Here is a 16,373-nt window from a genome sequence, read left to right as displayed (position 1 = left end):
AGCCAAGGACGCAGAGCGTCCCAAAAGCGGACGCAGAGCGTCCAGTGAGGCATTCCCACGCAGAGCGTGGGAACGATCAGGTTCGGGGTGCGCGCTCCGGCGGTTTGAACCGTGCGCGTTGGCGCCAGCGTTTGATCGTGGCACGATGTCGGGGTTATCGACCGAGACCCCCTGACCATGCCGCAATCCCAAGCCAAGAATCTGTCCCTGATCGCCGCAATCGACCTGGGCTCGAACAGCTTTCACATGGTCGTGGCCAAGGCCCAGAACGGCGAAATCCGCATTCTCGAGCGCCTTGGCGAGAAGGTTCAGCTGGCTGCCGGCATCGACGACGAGCGCAAGCTCAACGAAGAATCGATGCAGCGCGGCCTCGATTGCCTCAAACGCTTTGCCCAACTGATCAACGGTATGCCGCTCGGCGCCGTGCGCATCGTCGGCACCAACGCTCTGCGCGAAGCGCGCAACCGCCTCGAATTCATTCATCGCGCCGAAGAAATCCTCGGTCACCCGGTGGAAGTGATTTCCGGTCGTGAAGAAGCACGTCTGATCTACCTCGGCGTCTCGCACACCCTCGCTGACACCCCGGGCAAACGTCTGGTCGCCGACATCGGCGGCGGCAGCACCGAGTTCATCATTGGCCAGCGCTTCGAACCGCTGCTGCGCGAAAGCCTGCAAATGGGCTGCGTCAGCTTCACTCAGCGCTACTTCAAGGACGGCAAGATCACCCCGGCCCGCTACGCCCAGGCATACACGGCGGCGCGGCTGGAGATCATGAGCATCGAACATGCCCTGCATCGCCTGACCTGGGATGAAGCCATCGGTTCCTCGGGTACCATCCGCGCCATCGGTCTGGCCCTGAAGGCCGGCGGTCACGGCACCGGCGAAGTGAACGCCGAAGGCTTGGCCTGGCTCAAGCGTCGTCTGTTCAAGCTCGGTGACGTCGACAAGATCGATTTTGAAGGCATCAAGCCGGATCGCCGGACCATTTTCCCGGCGGGTCTGGCGATTCTCGAAGCGATTTTCGACGCCCTCGAACTGCAACGCATGGATCACTGCGACGGCGCCCTGCGTGAAGGCGTGCTCTATGACCTGCTCGGTCGCCATCATCACGAAGACGTGCGCGAACGCACCCTGACCTCGCTGATGGAGCGCTATCACGTCGATCTGGAACAGGCCGCACGAGTTGAACGCAAAGCCTTGCACGCGTTTGATCAGGTGGCGGCGGACTGGGAGCTGGATGACGGCATCTGGCGCGAACTCCTTGGCTGGGCGGCGAAAGTGCACGAAGTCGGCCTCGACATCGCGCACTATCACTACCACAAGCACGGCGCCTACCTGATCGAGCACTCGGACCTCGCCGGGTTCTCCCGTGAAGATCAACAGATGCTCGCGCTATTGGTGCGCGGCCATCGCCGCAATATTCCGAAGGACAAGTTTGCTGACTTCGGCGACGACGGCGACAAGCTGATCCGTCTGTGCGTGCTGCTGCGCTTTGCGATCCTGTTCCACCACATTCGTGGCACCCAGACCATGCCGCAGGTGGTATTGCACGCCAAGGGCAACACCCTGGATGTGGAATTCCCTGAAAACTGGCTGGATGAGAATCAACTGACTCAGGCGGATTTCGGGCTTGAGGCGGATTGGCTGACGCGGGTGGGGATTGTGCTCACGGTCCACTGAGCCTCGATTGGGCATAAAAAAGGCGATCCTTCTGGATCGCCTTTTTTATTGGGTGTTCGGCTGGGATTTAGTGGTGTGCGTGAGATCGATGCCCCTCACCCCAGCCCTCTCCCGAGGGAGAGGGAGCCGATTTGTGGGCTTTTCAAAACCTGAGTTCGACTCGATTTCTCAGGTCGGCGTATAGCGTGAGACACCTCGATCAGTCCCCTCTCCCTTCGGGAGAGGGATAGGGTGAGGGGCTTTTGACTTTCAACGCCTCAGCTGCTCACCGGCAGGATGGGGCTACCCAAGCGCTCCAGCAACGTCGCCTGCGCACTCCTCGGGTTCTGGTTGCCGGTCGGCGTGTTGCGGATGTAACGGCCATCCGACTGTAAGCTCCAGCTATGAGTGTTATCAGTCAGGTACAGCTCCAGCTCTTTCTTCACCCGGGTCAGCAGCTTTTTGCCTTCGACCGGGAAGCAAGTCTCGACGCGTTTGTCGAGGTTGCGCTCCATCCAGTCGGCACTGGAGAGGAACATCTGCTCATCGCCGCCATTGAGGAAGTAGAACACTCGGGTGTGCTCAAGGAAGCGGCCGATGATCGAGCGCACATGAATGTTGTGCGAAACCCCGGCAATCCCCGGACGCAGGCAGCACATGCCGCGCACCACCAGATCGATGCGCACACCGGACTGGCTGGCCTTGTACAGCGCGCGGATGATCTTCGGATCGGTCAGCGAGTTGAACTTGGCAATGATGTGCGCCGGTTTGCCGTCGAGCGCAAATTGCGTCTCGCGGGTGATCATGTCGAGCATGCCCTTCTTCAGGGTGAACGGCGCATGCAGCAGCTTCTTCATGCGCAGGGTTTTACCCATGCCGATCAACTGGCTGAACAGTTTGCCAACGTCTTCGCACAAGGCATCGTCGGAGGTCAGCAGGCTGTAGTCGGTGTACAGCTTGGCGTTGCCGGCGTGGTAGTTACCGGTGCCGAGGTGCGCGTAGCGGACGATTTCGCCGGCTTCGCGACGCAGGATCAGCATCATCTTGGCGTGGGTCTTGAAGCCGACCACGCCGTAGATCACCACCGCACCGGCCGCTTGCAGACGGCTGGCCAGTTGCAGGTTGGATTCTTCGTCGAACCGCGCACGCAGTTCGATGACCGCCGTCACTTCCTTGCCGTTACGCGCGGCATCCACCAGCGCATCGACGATTTCGGAGTTGGCGCCGGAACGGTACAGGGTCTGACGCACAGCGAGAACGTGCGGGTCTTTGGCGGCTTGACGCAGCAGGTCGACCACCGGGGTGAACGACTCGAATGGGTGCAGCAAGAGGATGTCCTGCTTGCTGACCACGCTGAAGATGTTTTCGCTGTTCTGCAGCAGTTTCGGGATCTGCGGGGTGAACGGCGTGTATTGCAGCTCCGGATGGCTGTCGAGCCCGGTGATGCTGAACAGCCGCGTCAGGTTGACCGGGCCGTTGACCTGATACAGCTCGCTCTCGCTCAGGTTGAACTGCTTGAGCAGATAGTCCGAAAGGTGTTTCGGGCAAGTGTCAGCGACTTCCAGACGCACCGCATCACCGTAACGACGCGAGAACAACTCGCCACGCAGCGCGCGGGCCAGGTCTTCGACATCTTCGGAGTCGAGCGCCAGGTCGGCGTTTCGGGTCAGGCGGAACTGGTAGCAGCCTTTAACCTTCATGCCCTGGAACAGGTCATCGGCGTGGGCGTGGATCATCGACGACAGGAACACATAGTTGTCGCCGGGGCCGCCGACTTCTTCCGGCACCTTGATGATCCGTGGCAGCAAGCGCGGCGCCGGGATGATCGCCAGACCGGAGTCGCGACCGAAGGCGTCGATGCCTTCCAGCTCGACGATGAAGTTCAGGCTCTTGTTCACCAGCAACGGGAACGGGTGCGTCGGGTCGAGCCCGATCGGGGTGATGATCGGTGCGATCTCGTCGCGGAAATAGCGGCGCACCCAGGTTTTGATCTTGACCGTCCAGTGGCGGCGACGGATGAAGCGCACCTGATGCTTTTCCAGCTCCGGCAACAGAATGTCGTTGAGGATCGCGTACTGACGATCAACATGACCGTGGACCAGCTCGCTGATCCGCGCCAGCGCCTGATGCGGTTGCAAGCCATCAGCTCCGGCCTGCTCCCGGGCGAAAGTGATCTGTTTCTTCAGACCGGCGACGCGGATTTCAAAGAATTCATCGAGGTTGCTGGAGAAGATCAGCAGGAACTTCAAGCGTTCCAGCAACGGATAGGACTCGTCCAGCGCCTGTTCCAGCACGCGGATATTGAATTGCAGTTGCGAAAGCTCACGGTGGATGTACAGGCTGCTGTCATCCAGGCCCGGTATGGCAATCACTGGCGCCGCCGCGACAGGTTCGGCGACTGGCGCGGGTGGCGCAGGCTCCAGTTCCGGCGGGGTTTCGGTGATTTGCTCGACCACCGGTTGAGCTTCTTTTACTGCAACTTCCGTGAGTCCTTCGGTATTCATTGAATGTTCCTGGGAGGGCTATTTCTGCTCTCGTAACAATTGAGCGGCGCGGACAGCAAAGTAAGTCAGGATGCCATCAGCGCCGGCACGTTTAAAGGCGGTCAGTGATTCGACAATCACCGCCTCGCTCAACCAGCCATTCTGGATCGCCGCCATGTGCATGGCGTATTCGCCGCTAACCTGATAGACGAAGGTCGGCACTTTGAAGGCATCTTTTACCCGGAAAAGAATGTCCAGGTAGGGCATGCCCGGTTTGACCATGACCATGTCCGCGCCTTCAGACAAGTCCGCACCGACTTCGTGCAGCGCTTCGTCGCTGTTGGCCGGGTCCATCTGATAAGAGGCTTTGTTCGCCTTGCCGAGGTTCGAGGCTGAACCCACGGCATCGCGGAACGGGCCGTAATAGGCGCTGGCGTACTTGGCCGAGTAGGCCATGATCCGCACGTTGACGTGGCCGGCGATTTCCAGCGCTTCGCGGATCGCTTGAATGCGACCGTCCATCATGTCCGACGGCGCGACCACCTGAGCGCCGGCTTCGGCATGGGACAAGGCCTGGCGGACCAGTGCGTCGACGGTAATGTCGTTCTGCACGTAGCCTTCTTCGTCGAGGATGCCGTCCTGACCGTGGGTGGTGAACGGATCAAGCGCAACGTCGGTGATCACCCCCAGTTCCGGGAAACGCTCACGCAGCGCGCGGGTGGCGCGCTGGGCGATGCCTTCGGGGTTCCAGGCTTCAGCAGCGTCGAGGGACTTCAATTCAGGTGGGGTGACCGGAAAGAGCGCCAGCGCCGGAATCCCCAGCTCGACCCACTTCGCCGCTTCTTCGAGCAGCAGATCGATAGTCAACCGCTCTACCCCAGGCATCGAAGCCACGGCTTCGCGGCGGTTTTCACCGTCGAGCACGAACACCGGCAGGATCAGGTCATCGACCGTCAGCACATTTTCCCGCACCAGCCGACGCGAAAAATCATCACGACGGTTGCGACGCAGGCGAGTGGCAGGGAACAGACGATTGGCGGGGGTAAAGCTCACGGCAGACTCCTGAGCCCGCGCAAACGGGCGAGCGTGACAGTTATAGACGGCCATTATGACGAACAGATGACAGTTGTGTGAGACCTGTGACGTGTAGCCGCATTCCATTCTCAGTGTAGGAATTGTTCACGTCGAGACACATTTGGACACTTTCATGAATGTGTCCGAAGGGTTAGGCTGCGCGTTCATTTCGCCAGCACCCAGACAATGCTCCAACAATTTCTGCATGACTTTGGCTATTTTGCCTTGTTCCTCGGCACGTTCTTCGAAGGCGAAACCATCCTGGTGCTCGCGGGCTTCCTCGCGTTCCGTGGATACATGGACATCAACCTGGTGGTGGTCGTGGCGTTCTGCGGCAGCTATGCCGGCGATCAGCTGTGGTACTTCCTCGGCCGCAAACACGGGCGCAAATTGCTCGCGCGCAAACCGCGCTGGCAGCTGATGGGCGACCGCGCGCTGGAGCACATTCGCAAGCATCCTGACATTTGGGTGTTGAGCTTCCGTTTCGTTTACGGTCTGCGCACGGTGATGCCGGTGGCGATCGGCCTGTCGGGTTATCCGCCGGGACGTTATCTGCTGCTCAACGGCATCGGTGCGGCGATCTGGGCGACCGCGCTGGCCGCCGCCGCTTACCACTTCGGTGCAGTGCTGGAAGGCATGCTCGGCAGCATCAAGAAGTACGAGCTGTGGGTGCTGGGTGCGTTGCTGGTGCTGGGTGTCGGTCTGTGGCTGCGCCGCCGCTTCAAGAATGCGCGGCTGGCCAAACAGGTCTACGCCGACGAGCAAGCCGCGAAAGCTGCACTGCTGAGTCAAGCCGAAGTGGCCAAACCTGCCGAACCGAAGACGCCAGCCGAGTAACTCGCTGGCGACTGGCGTACAGCCCTGCGCACAGCGCGGGCTGGCCGCCTCTTTCAATCATTTGCCCCCTCTGCGCTAGCGGACTGCCGTTCGCCAGCGGCGTTCTCACGCGAAAAATCTCCCGCTCGTTTTCGCAGCAGGCAACCGCAAATAATGAACACCCCGCCGTTGTTGCGATCCATGTAGAAAGCGCTCCATGCAGGTGCCGCCAGCTCTTGAGCCTATGGCAACGCGCGATAATTTAGTGGACATTTAGCGCCATGAATCTGGAGAGAAACCCATGAGCAAAAAAGTTGCAGTGATCCTGTCCGGCAGTGGCGTGTACGACGGCGCCGAAATCCATGAAAGCGTCATCACCCTGCTGCGCCTCGACCAACGTGGCGCGCAGGTACAGTGCTTCGCCCCGAACATCGCGCAATTGCATGTGATAAATCACCTGACCGGCGAAGAAATGCCCGAGTCGCGCAACGTCCTGGTGGAATCGGCGCGCATTGCCCGCGGCAACATCAAGGACATCCGCGACGCCGATGTCGACGACTTCGATGCGCTGATCGTGCCGGGAGGGTTTGGTGCGGCGAAGAACCTTTCGAACTTTGCCGTTGAAGGCGCGGGCTGCACCGTGCAGCCGCAAGTGCTGGCCTTGGCCGAAGCATTCGCCGAAGCAGGCAAACCGGTGGGCCTGATGTGCATTTCCCCGGCATTGGCGGCGAAGATCTATGGCCCGGGCGTGACCTGCACCATCGGCAACGACGCCGACACCGCCACGGCGATGAACAAGATGGGTGCCACTCATGAAGACTGCGCGGTGACGGAAATCATCGAAGACAAGGCGCGCAAACTGGTGACGACCCCGGCTTACATGCTGGCGCAGAACATCAGTGAGGCGGCTTCGGGGATCAACAAGCTCGTGGATCGCGTCCTCGAACTGACCCACGAAAACGACGCCTGATTCCCCGTATGATCGTTCCCACGCTCTGCGTGGGAATGCCGCCATTGGCGCTCCGCGCCTGCTCACTTTGGCGTTACATTTGCGGTAAGACCGGAACGCAGAGCGTCCCAAGATGCATTCCCACGCGGAGCGTGGGAATGATCGTCATAAGGCTCAGGGTTTGCGCGTCAGTCGGGTCAGGATCCGGTCCAGCGCATTGGCAAACGCCTGTTTCTCGCGATCGCCAAACGGCGCCGGTCCGCCGCTCATCTGGCCTTGTTCGCGCAGATCAGTGAACAGATTGCGCACGGCCAAGCGCTCGCCCATGTTCTGCGCATCGAACTCCTTGCCGCGTGGATCCAGCGCCGCGACGCCCTTCTTCACCAAACGATCGGCCAATGGAATATCGCTGCAAATCACCAGCTCCCCCGGTACCGCGTGCTCGACCAGATAATCGTCTGCCGCATCCGGGCCGCTCGGCACCACGATCAGTTTGACGATGGCCAGCCCCGGCTTGATCTGCGGCTGCCCGGCCACCAGCACCACTTCGAACTGGCGCTTGAGGGCGAACTTCACCACCAGATCCTTCGCCGCCCGTGGGCAGGCGTCGGCATCGATCCATACACGCATTTTCTTTACCTCTAAAAGCAAAAGATCGCAGCCTTCGGCAACTCCTACAGAGTGCGCGTCGCGCCGCAATATTGCGACATGCTACGCCCATGTAGGAGCTGCCGAAGGCTGCGATCTTTTAAGGGAGCACTCAATCAAGCAGCCGAAACCCGCCGCTTCTCCGCCACCCAACTACGCCCATACAACACCACAATCGCCAGAATCGCCACCGCTTGCGCCGTCAGCGAATAGGCATCGGCATGAATCCCCAGCCAGTCGAATTCAAAGAACGCCACCGGCCGCGTGCCAAAGATTCCGGCTTCCTGCAACGCCTTCACGCCATGCCCGGCAAACACCACCGACAACGCGCAGAGCAACGCGGCGTTGATGCTGAAGAACAGCGTCAACGGCAGTTTCGCCGAACCGCGCAGGATTACCCACGCCAGCCCCACCAGCAGCACCAATGCCGTCGCGCCACCGGCGAGGACCGCGTCATGCCCGGCCGGGCCGGCCTGCAGCCACAGGGTTTCGTAGAACAGGATCACTTCGAACAGCTCGCGATACACCGAGAAGAACGCCAGAATCGCGAAGCCGAAACGCCCGCCACCACCGACCAGACTGCTCTTGATGTAATCCTGCCAGGCCGCTGCATGCCGGCGGTCATGCATCCACACACCGAGCCACAAGACCATGACACTGGCAAACAGCGCCGTGGCGCCTTCGAGCAGTTCACGCTGCGAGCCGCTGACGTCGATCACATACGCCGCCAACGCCCAGGTGCCGAGGCCGGCCAGCAGCGCCAGGCCCCAACCGACGTTGACACTGCGCACCGCTGACTGCTGGCCGGTGTTGCGCAGGAACGCAAGAATCGCCGCCAGTACCAGAATCGCTTCCAGACCTTCGCGCAGCAGAATCAGCAGGCCGGAAATGTAGCTCAGCGACCAGCTCAGGCCGTCGCTGCCGAGCAACCCGGCGGATTCCTTGAGCTTGGCCTTTGCGGCGTCCAGACGCTGCTCGGCCTGCTCGACCGGCAAACCGTCCTGCAACGATTGCCGGTAAGCCATCAGCGATTTTTCTGTGTCCTTGCGCACATTGGCGTCGACGTTATCCAGCGAGCTCTCGACCAGTTCGAAGCCTTCCAGATAGGCCGCGACCGACAGGTCGTATGCCTGATCGTGTTCGCCGGCGCGATAAGCGGCAAGGCTCTTGTCCAGCGTTGCGGCGGTGTAGTCGAGCAACTGCGCCGGGCCGCGCTTGACCTGCGGCGGCTGTGCACGTTGTGCACGGAACGTCGCTGCGGCTTGCGCGCCGTCGGCGGCCTGTACCTCAGCCGGGGTCTGGCGCGCCAGATCGGCGATGTTGTAAGTCTTCTCGGCTTTGGCCGCCGCCGGATCGGCGCTGAAGCCGGCGATGTAAGTCGCCAGATCCCAACGCTGGCGATCATCAAGCTGATCGGCAAACGCCGGCATGTCGGTGCCTTCGACGCCTTGGCCAAGGGTGTTGTAGATCGCGTACAAGCTCAGGTGATCCAACCGCGCCGCATCACGCAGATTGGCCGGTGCCGGGGTCATGCCGAGCCCCGCCGGGCCGTCACCGGCGCCACTGTCGCCGTGGCACACCGAGCAATTCTGCGCATAGAGCGGCGCACCACGGGTGGGGTCGGGGGTGATGATCGGTGCCTGGCTGACTTCATACGCCACCGCCAGTTGCGCGCCCAGTTGCCGCGCCTGTCGGGCCACTTCGGCGCCGTCCTGTTTCGCGGTGATCGCCGCGTGCAAGGCTTCAACGCCCTGCTCCAGCGCAGCCTTTTCAGGCTTGGCCGGCATGCCGGTGATCAAGCCTTGCAGCGCCCGCGTGAACTCCAGTTGCTCGCGGTATTCGGAATCATCGACAACCTTGCCCGCCGCTACCGTCGGCGGGTAGTCGGCGCTGATGTAATCGAGCAAATGCAGCGCTTGCGGTGCGCCTTCCACGGTATCAGCCAGCAGATTGAAGCTGCTCAGGGCAAACAACGGGAACACCAGCCAGGCCAGGAAACGGGACGCGGCAGTCATGAAGAATTCTCAAATGGAAATGCGAAGTTACATATTGTTCACTTCGAACGCGTTTCCCTCAAGCTTTGTCGGCAATTTAGCCTAACGCCGGACTGCCGCTACGGTAGTGTTCGGCCATGAACTCAACGAACACTTTGACCTTGAGCGCCACATGCCGGGCATGGGGATACAGCGCGTAATAGTGCCGTTGACCCAGGCTGCAGTTGGGCAGCATCTGCACCAACCGTCCGCTCAACAAGTCATCCTGCACCGTCGCACGGGTGAACGCGGCAATGCCCACACCGGCCAACGCAGCGGCGTGCAGCGAGCTGATCGAGTCGGCCTTGAAGCGCCCATGCGCACGGATCTGCGTGGCAACTCCGCGCGCATCGGTCAGCGTCCAGTCACTGCCACCGGCAAACGCCAGCAACTGATGCCCGGCCAGTTCCCGAACCTGCCGTACCAATCCGTGCCGTGCGATATAGGCCGGTGACGCGACCAGCAGCATCGGCGAAACCGTGAGCAACCGCGCCACCAGAGACGAATCTTCAAGCGGCCCGCAGATGCGCAACGCGACATCGAGGCCTTCGGCGATCAGATCGACAAAACGGTCATCGCAGGACAGATCGACTTCAATCTCGGGATAACGCTGTTGAAACCCTGGCAGCCACTTCGCCAGTTCCAGCGTACCGATGACCACGGGCGCACTGATGCGCAAGACACCACTGGGTTTCTCCTGGGCCTGACCGACCGCCACAGCGGCCTGATCAAGGCGATCGAGAATATCCACGCAGGCGAGGTAATACTGCTGCCCCGCCGTGGTCAGGCTGAAACGCCGGGTGTTGCGATTGATCAGACGCGTGCCCAGCTCGGCTTCCAGTTGCTGCAACTGCCGGGAGATGGTCGAGTGCGTAGTCTCGAGCCGTTCCGCCGCAGCACTGAAACCGCGACACTCGACGATGCAACGGAACGCACGCATGGCCAGCAGTTGATTCATTGAAGTACCGCAACTCAATTGATCGGTGAGCGGGCAAGCCTAGCGCAATCCATACCACCCCGGCAGCTGCAAAGCGCCCCTATAATGCGCCATCATTTCGCCCTCTCCGTTCAAGGAAGAACCCGCTCATGCGCCACTGTTTGTTGCCGTCCCTGCTGATCGCCACCCTTGTGCAACTCAGTGGTTGCGCCGCTTACCGTGATTACGACCTGGAACTGCAACAGACCACGCAACAGCTCAAGGCCGGCAATATCGGCGGTTCACTGGCCTTGATCGAGGCACACAACCCGGGCGAAGAAAAGGATTTGCTCTATTACTTCGAGAAGGGTGCGGTGCTAAGCGCTGGCGGTGAATTCCCGCAGAGCCAGATTGCCTGGCGTAGCGCCGAGCAAATGGTCATACAGCGCCAGGACACCATTGAAACCACTGGCGACAAATTGCTCGCCGCCATGGGCAATCAGTGGGGCAGCATCATCAATGACAAGCTGCGCCGCTACGATGGCTACGACTACGAAAAAGTCATGCTGACCACGCAAATGGCCCTCAACCAACTGGCCCTGAATGACTTTGACGGTGCCCGCGCCGACATCAAGAAAACCCACGAGCGTGAAGCATTGATCGCCCGGCAGCGAGAACTGGAATACGAGCGTGTCGAGGAGGCGGCCAAGGCCAGCGGCGCCCGCGTCCATTACAAGGACCTGCAAGGCTACCCAGTGGTCATGCTGGAATCATCCGCCGTCATCGCCTTGAAGAACGGCTATCAGAGCGCGTTCAGTCACTATCTCGCCGGTTTTACCTACGAAGCGCTCGGCGAGAAAGATCTGGCAGCGCCCGGCTATCGTCAGGCGATCGAACTGCGCCCGGACATGGCGTTTTTCCAGCAGGCATTGCGCGACCTCGACAACCCTGGACTGAAGGCAGACGAAAGCGACGTACTGATCATCGTGCAGAGCGGCCTGGCACCGGCCCGCAGTTCCGTGCGCGTGCCCTATCCGGTGAAGTTGGCGGACGGGCAAGTCATCGTCGCCAATGTATCGTTTCCCGTGATGGTGCCAGACACATCCACACCTTCATTCAATCAAGTGAGCATCGACGGTCGTCAGAAAAAGCTGATCGCCGTCAACAGCATTACCGACATGTCCTTGCGCACCCTGCGTGACGACATGCCGGGCATTATCCAGCGTACGACCTATCGGGCCTTTCTGGCGGCTGACGTTCAAGCCACGGACAACCGACGCGACCCGAGCAAAGCCTCCTATGTCACTCATTGGGACGGTTTCGAGCAGGCCGACACCCGCACCTGGCGCACCTTGCCCAACCTCACCCAAGTCGTGCGTCTGCGCCTGAAAAAGGGTGATCACCTGATCAGCCTGCCTAACGCGCCCGGCGCTGCTCCAATGAAAATCCGCATCGACCAGAATCGCCAGGTTATCGGCCTGCGCGCCTTGGGTGAGCACGTGTTTGCCAATGGCAGCGCCTTCCAGTCCAGCGGGGCACCGGCAAGCAGCGTGGTATCCAACCTGAAATAAGTAATGGCATCTAACTAACCAGTGCAATTAAAAAGCTATTACATAGCCACTACCACCCGCTTATAATGCCGCGCCCTCGCTATTGCGAAACGGCATTAAAGCTCCTCAGGTTATGAGGAATTGGCAGGAGGCCAGTGCCACTGTCGATGGGTCACACCAGCCCGACCAGCATCCGCGGCTGTATTACTCCAGGGAAGAAGTACCCCCATGGCATTCCGCGCCCCCACTCTGATCGCGCTCAGCGCCGTCACTCTGCTGTCCGGCTGTTCGGCGTTTCGCAATTACGACTCTGAATTGGCACAGACCAATCAGCAACTGGCCACCGGCAACGTCGACGCCGCGCTGACTCTGCTGGAAAAGAACAACACCGGCCCTGATAAAGACCTGCTCTATTACTTCGAGAAAGGTGAGTTGCTGCGCGCCAAGGGCGACCTCTCCGGCAGCCAGAATGCCTGGACCAGCGCCGACCAGGTGGTTGGCAAGTGGGAAGACTCGGTCAAGCTCGATACCGACAAGTACCTGGCCCAGTTCGGCAGTTTCCTGGTCAACGACAAAGTGCGTCGCTACGAAGGCTATGATTACGAAAAAGTCATGTTGACCACGCAGATGGCCCTGAACCTGCTGGCAGTCAACGATTTCGACGGCGCACGTACTGCGATCAAGAAAACTCACGAACGTGAAGCAGTGATCGCCGAGCTGCGTGACAAGGAATACCTCAAGAGCGAGGAAGAAGCCGAAAAAGAAGGCATCAAGACGCAGTACAAGGACCTGCAAGGCTACCCGGTCGCCAGTCTCGACGCGCCGGAAGTGGTTGGCCTGAAAAACAGCTACCAGAGTGCGTTCAGCCATTACCTGTCCGGTTTCGTCTATGAAGCCCTGGGCGAGAAAGGCCTGGCTGCACCGGGCTACCGCAAGGCTGCCGAACTGCGCCCGAACACGCCGCTGCTGGAGCAGGCGCTGGTCAATCTCGACAAGCCGAGCAAATCCGACGACAGCGACATTCTGATCGTGGTGCAAAGCGGTCTGGCCCCAGCCCGCGACTCGATCCGCGTTCCGCTGCCATTGCCGATCTCCAACAATGTGGTGATCACGCCGCTGTCGTTCCCGATCATCAAACCGGACACCTCCACGGCGACTTTCGCGCAAATCGGCGTCGACGGTCAGCAGGTCGATCTGACCGCGCTCAACAGCACCACCGCCATGTCCCGCCGCGCCCTGCGTGACGACATGCCGGGGATCATCCTGCGCACCACCGTGCGGGCGATCACCAAAGGCGTGGCGCAGAAGAAGATCAACGAAACCAACCCACTGGCCGGTCTCGCCGTCGGTATCTCTTCAGCTGTGCTCGAAGGTGCCGATACCCGTACGTGGCGTACCCTGCCGGACAACACCCAAGTGGTGCGTCTGCGACTGAAAAAGGGTGAGCATCAGGTTACCCTGCCGAGCGCCGTCGGCGGTTCGGTGGTCAAGGTGACTGTCGATCAGCGTTACCAAGTGATCAGCCTGCGCGCTGTGGGCAACCAGGTGTTCGCCGGCGGTCTCGCCGCTCACGTGATCCCGAGCGCCGGCGCAACCAACGTCGCCAGCCTCAAACAACCTTAAGAACGGAGTCTTTGCATGCGCTTCAAACTCATCGCCGTCGCCGCCCTCGCCTTGCTGGCGAGCGGTTGCGCCACCCCGCCACCGCCAGAGCCGGGCAGCGCCGCGAGCAAAGTCGTGGCCATGGGTCCGCAGAAACACATCGTCGTCGGCGCCATGCGCGTCGCTCGCGAAAACGGCTTCATGACGGTCAATGTGCAGTTGAGCAACACCCTCAACAGCAACAAGATTTTCTACTACCGCTTCGCCTGGCTCGGCGCGGAAGGTTTCCCGATCGCCGAAGAAGAAGTGTGGAAAAGCCAAATGATGTACGGCGCCCAGACCAGCTTCATTCAGGGGATTGCCCCGACCCCGAAAGCCGTGGACTTCCGTCTGGAAATCAAGACGCCGTAAGCCTGACACCCTATTTCTGATTTAGAGAGCATTCCCATGTTTGTACGCTTTTCCTGCATTGCCGTTATCGCCCTGCTGGCCTCCGGTTGCGCCAACACTTCGCCGACCCTGGGCAGCAAGAACATCAGCTACGGCGACACCAAAGCGGTTGAAACCGTGACCAACGAATTCGGTTCGACCGACCTGCAAATGATCGCCGAGTCGATGACCCGCTCGCTGGCTCAGTCCGGCATTCTGCAGGGCCGTCCGGTGGTTCAGGTCTACGACGTGAAGAACAAGACCAGCGAGTACATCGACACTCGCGAAATCACCACCAGCATCAAGACTCAACTGATGAAAACCGGCGTAGCGCGCTTTGCCAGTGACAACAACGCGATGCAGAGCCAGGTTGACCAGCTCAAGCTGCAAAACCAGAGCGGCCTGTACAAGAAGAGCACCGTGGCCAAGACTGGCAACATGGTTGCCGCCAAGTACCGCATCGAAGGTTCGATCAGCTCGATCGTCAAGCGCAGCAGCGACTACAAGGACGTCTTCTACAAATTCAGCCTGCAACTGATCGACGTTGAAAGCGGTCTGGCCGAGTGGATGGACGAAAAAGAGATCCGCAAAACCACGGAGCGTTAATTGATGCGCGCATGGATTGGCATGATGGCCCTGGCTTGCGCGTTCAGCGTGCAAGCGGCCCCGAAAGTCGCGGTGACGGATCTGGCGTATCAGGAACGTGTGGAGCAATACATCCACATCGTTTCGGCCCAGAGCAATCACCGCGAGGGTTACTACAGCTCCAGTGGCTCTTCGAGCTACAACGAGATTGAAGCAACGACCAGCTACATCGAACAGACCGAGCTGCGTAAATTCACCGGCGACATCAAGGGTGAAATCCTGCGCACCGGTATGTTCCAGCTGGTGCAAGGCACGCCGTACACCGCGTCGTCCAAGGGTGATGTCTTTGATGTGATCAAGCGCATCAAGGCCGGTAACTTCAAGGGCGCCGACTACGTGCTGTTCGGCACCGTGTCCGATATCGACTTCACTCAGGACATCAACGAGCTGGCGAACACCGACAGCTATTCGGCGGTGCTGGGCCTGACGCTGGTGGCGGACTTCAGCCTGATCAATACCAAGACCTTCGAGATCACCTCGGCCTTCACGGCGATGGGTGAAGCGCAGGACACCAAACTGGTGAACCATCGCGACATCAAGATCTCGCTGAACCGCCCACGGGTGGTGCGTGACGTGTCGAAGGCGCTGGGTGAGGACGTAGCCGGGCAACTGAGCATGCAGCTCGGTGGCGGCGGTTACGAGCAGCCGCGTGAAGCGCCGCAGCGCAACAACCTGCCGCGTGATACTGCACCAGTGATCTTGCGCTGATGACTGGCCGCTGATCATTCCCATGCTCCGCGTGGGAATGCATCCCGGGACGCTCTGCGTCCCAGCCACAAAAAAAGGCGACCTGCAAAGGTCGCCTTTTTTTGTGCTGGCGAGGTTTACGCCGCCGCTTTACGCAACGTCGCCATAAACGCCGCCGCGCCAATGAACAGCCCGGCAAACGTGCGGTTCATGCGTTTCTGCTGCTGCGGTGTGCGCAACAGACGCAGCACCTTCGACGCCAGACCGGTGTAGCCGGCCATCACGATCAGGTCGACGCAGATCATGGTCACGCCAATCACCAGATACTGAATCAGCAACGGCGCATGCGGGTTGATGAACTGCGGCAGCACCGCGAGCATGAACACCAAAGCCTTGGGGTTGCTGATGTTCACCAGAAAGCCACGGAACACCAGCGCCAGCGGCTTGCCGATCGGCCGCACCGCCGCGTCATCGCTCATGTCCATGGGCAGCGCACGCCATTGCTTGATGGCCAGATACACCAGATAAGCGACACCGAACCATTTGATCGCGTGAAAGGCCGTGGCCGAAGCAGTCAGGATCGCGCCCACACCGGCGCCGACAATCGCAATCTGCACCGCCAGACCGATTTGCAGGCCAAGGGCGTTCCAGTAACCGCGCCAGAAACCGTATTGCAGACCGCTGGACATCGACGCAATGGCGCCAGCACCCGGGGACAGACTGATCACCCAGCAGGCGGCAAAAAACGCCAGCCATGTTTGAAGCTCCATCGCACACCTCGACTCATGCCGTAACAAGTTGTCAAAGCTAATGCGGTTTGGGGCTAAAAGCAAAAGATCGCAGCCTGCGGCAGCTCCTACATGAGAATGCGATCCCTGTAGG

14 protein-coding genes are annotated in these 16,373 nt (G+C 60.3%); 8 read left to right on the top strand and 6 right to left on the bottom strand.

The features are described from left to right. The first annotated feature begins 177 nt into the window (after positions 1-177). Positions 178-1,680, top strand: a complete 1,503-nt coding sequence (ppx, locus tag PMI23_RS19030) for an exopolyphosphatase (RefSeq protein WP_007911145.1) — start codon at positions 178-180, stop codon at positions 1,678-1,680. A 257-nt stretch (positions 1,681-1,937) separates the two neighbouring features. Here the strand turns inward: ppx and ppk1 are convergent, their stop codons facing one another. Next, positions 1,938-4,163: a polyphosphate kinase 1 gene (gene ppk1 / locus PMI23_RS19025; RefSeq protein ID WP_007911143.1), complete on the bottom strand. Its 2,226-nt coding sequence runs from the start codon at positions 4,161-4,163 to the stop codon at positions 1,938-1,940. A gap of 18 nt (positions 4,164-4,181) precedes the next feature. Beyond that, entirely contained in the window at positions 4,182-5,195 is a 1,014-nt protein-coding gene (gene hemB, locus PMI23_RS19020) for a porphobilinogen synthase (protein WP_007950076.1), read from the bottom strand. 207 nt (positions 5,196-5,402) lie between these two features. Here hemB and PMI23_RS19015 point away from each other — a divergent pair, with 207 nt between their 5' ends. Next, positions 5,403-6,053 carry a DedA family protein gene (locus tag PMI23_RS19015; RefSeq protein ID WP_007911141.1) on the top strand — a complete coding sequence of 217 codons (651 nt, stop codon included), beginning with the start codon at positions 5,403-5,405 and terminating at the stop codon, positions 6,051-6,053. 280 nt (positions 6,054-6,333) lie between these two features. Beyond that, a complete protein-coding gene (gene elbB, locus PMI23_RS19010) occupies positions 6,334-7,002 on the top strand; it encodes an isoprenoid biosynthesis glyoxalase ElbB (RefSeq protein WP_007911139.1) in 669 nt (222 codons plus the stop codon). 153 nt (positions 7,003-7,155) lie between these two features. Here the strand turns inward: elbB and PMI23_RS19005 are convergent, their stop codons facing one another. From PMI23_RS19005 to PMI23_RS18995, 3 genes are all read right to left on the bottom strand, one after another. Further along, entirely contained in the window at positions 7,156-7,611 is a 456-nt protein-coding gene (locus PMI23_RS19005) for a YaiI/YqxD family protein (protein WP_007911138.1), read from the bottom strand. A gap of 134 nt (positions 7,612-7,745) precedes the next feature. After that, positions 7,746-9,644 (bottom strand): FTR1 family protein, encoded by a 1,899-nt coding sequence (locus PMI23_RS19000; protein ID WP_007911137.1) that lies wholly within the window; start codon positions 9,642-9,644, stop codon positions 7,746-7,748. A gap of 76 nt (positions 9,645-9,720) precedes the next feature. Beyond that, entirely contained in the window at positions 9,721-10,620 is a 900-nt protein-coding gene (locus PMI23_RS18995) for a LysR family transcriptional regulator (RefSeq protein WP_007911136.1), read from the bottom strand. A 128-nt stretch (positions 10,621-10,748) separates the two neighbouring features. On the opposite strand from PMI23_RS18995, the gene PMI23_RS18990 reads away from it, so the two are divergent. The 5 genes from PMI23_RS18990 (at position 10,749) to PMI23_RS18970 (ending at position 15,512) form a co-directional block, all read left to right on the top strand. Beyond that, positions 10,749-12,149 (top strand): COG3014 family protein, encoded by a 1,401-nt coding sequence (locus PMI23_RS18990; protein WP_007911134.1) that lies wholly within the window; start codon positions 10,749-10,751, stop codon positions 12,147-12,149. A 207-nt stretch (positions 12,150-12,356) separates the two neighbouring features. Then, positions 12,357-13,751, top strand: coding sequence for a COG3014 family protein (locus PMI23_RS18985; RefSeq protein WP_007911132.1), 1,395 nt, complete (start codon positions 12,357-12,359; stop codon positions 13,749-13,751). Between the two features lie 15 nt (positions 13,752-13,766). After that, positions 13,767-14,141, top strand: coding sequence for a YcfL family protein (locus PMI23_RS18980; RefSeq protein ID WP_007911131.1), 375 nt, complete (start codon positions 13,767-13,769; stop codon positions 14,139-14,141). Between the two features lie 36 nt (positions 14,142-14,177). Beyond that, positions 14,178-14,765 carry a penicillin-binding protein activator LpoB gene (gene lpoB / locus PMI23_RS18975; protein ID WP_007911129.1) on the top strand — a complete coding sequence of 196 codons (588 nt, stop codon included), beginning with the start codon at positions 14,178-14,180 and terminating at the stop codon, positions 14,763-14,765. Between the two features lie 3 nt (positions 14,766-14,768). Next, positions 14,769-15,512 carry a hypothetical protein gene (locus tag PMI23_RS18970; RefSeq protein ID WP_007911127.1) on the top strand — a complete coding sequence of 248 codons (744 nt, stop codon included), beginning with the start codon at positions 14,769-14,771 and terminating at the stop codon, positions 15,510-15,512. A 116-nt stretch (positions 15,513-15,628) separates the two neighbouring features. Here the strand turns inward: PMI23_RS18970 and rhtB are convergent, their stop codons facing one another. Next, positions 15,629-16,261, bottom strand: a complete 633-nt coding sequence (gene rhtB / locus PMI23_RS18965; protein WP_007911125.1) for a homoserine/homoserine lactone efflux protein — start codon at positions 16,259-16,261, stop codon at positions 15,629-15,631. Positions 16,262-16,373 lie beyond the last annotated feature (112 nt).

This window comes from Pseudomonas sp. GM24 (assembly GCF_000282235.1).
GTDB lineage: Bacteria > Pseudomonadota > Gammaproteobacteria > Pseudomonadales > Pseudomonadaceae > Aquipseudomonas.
This window is presented reverse-complemented; position numbering and strand designations above follow the sequence as displayed.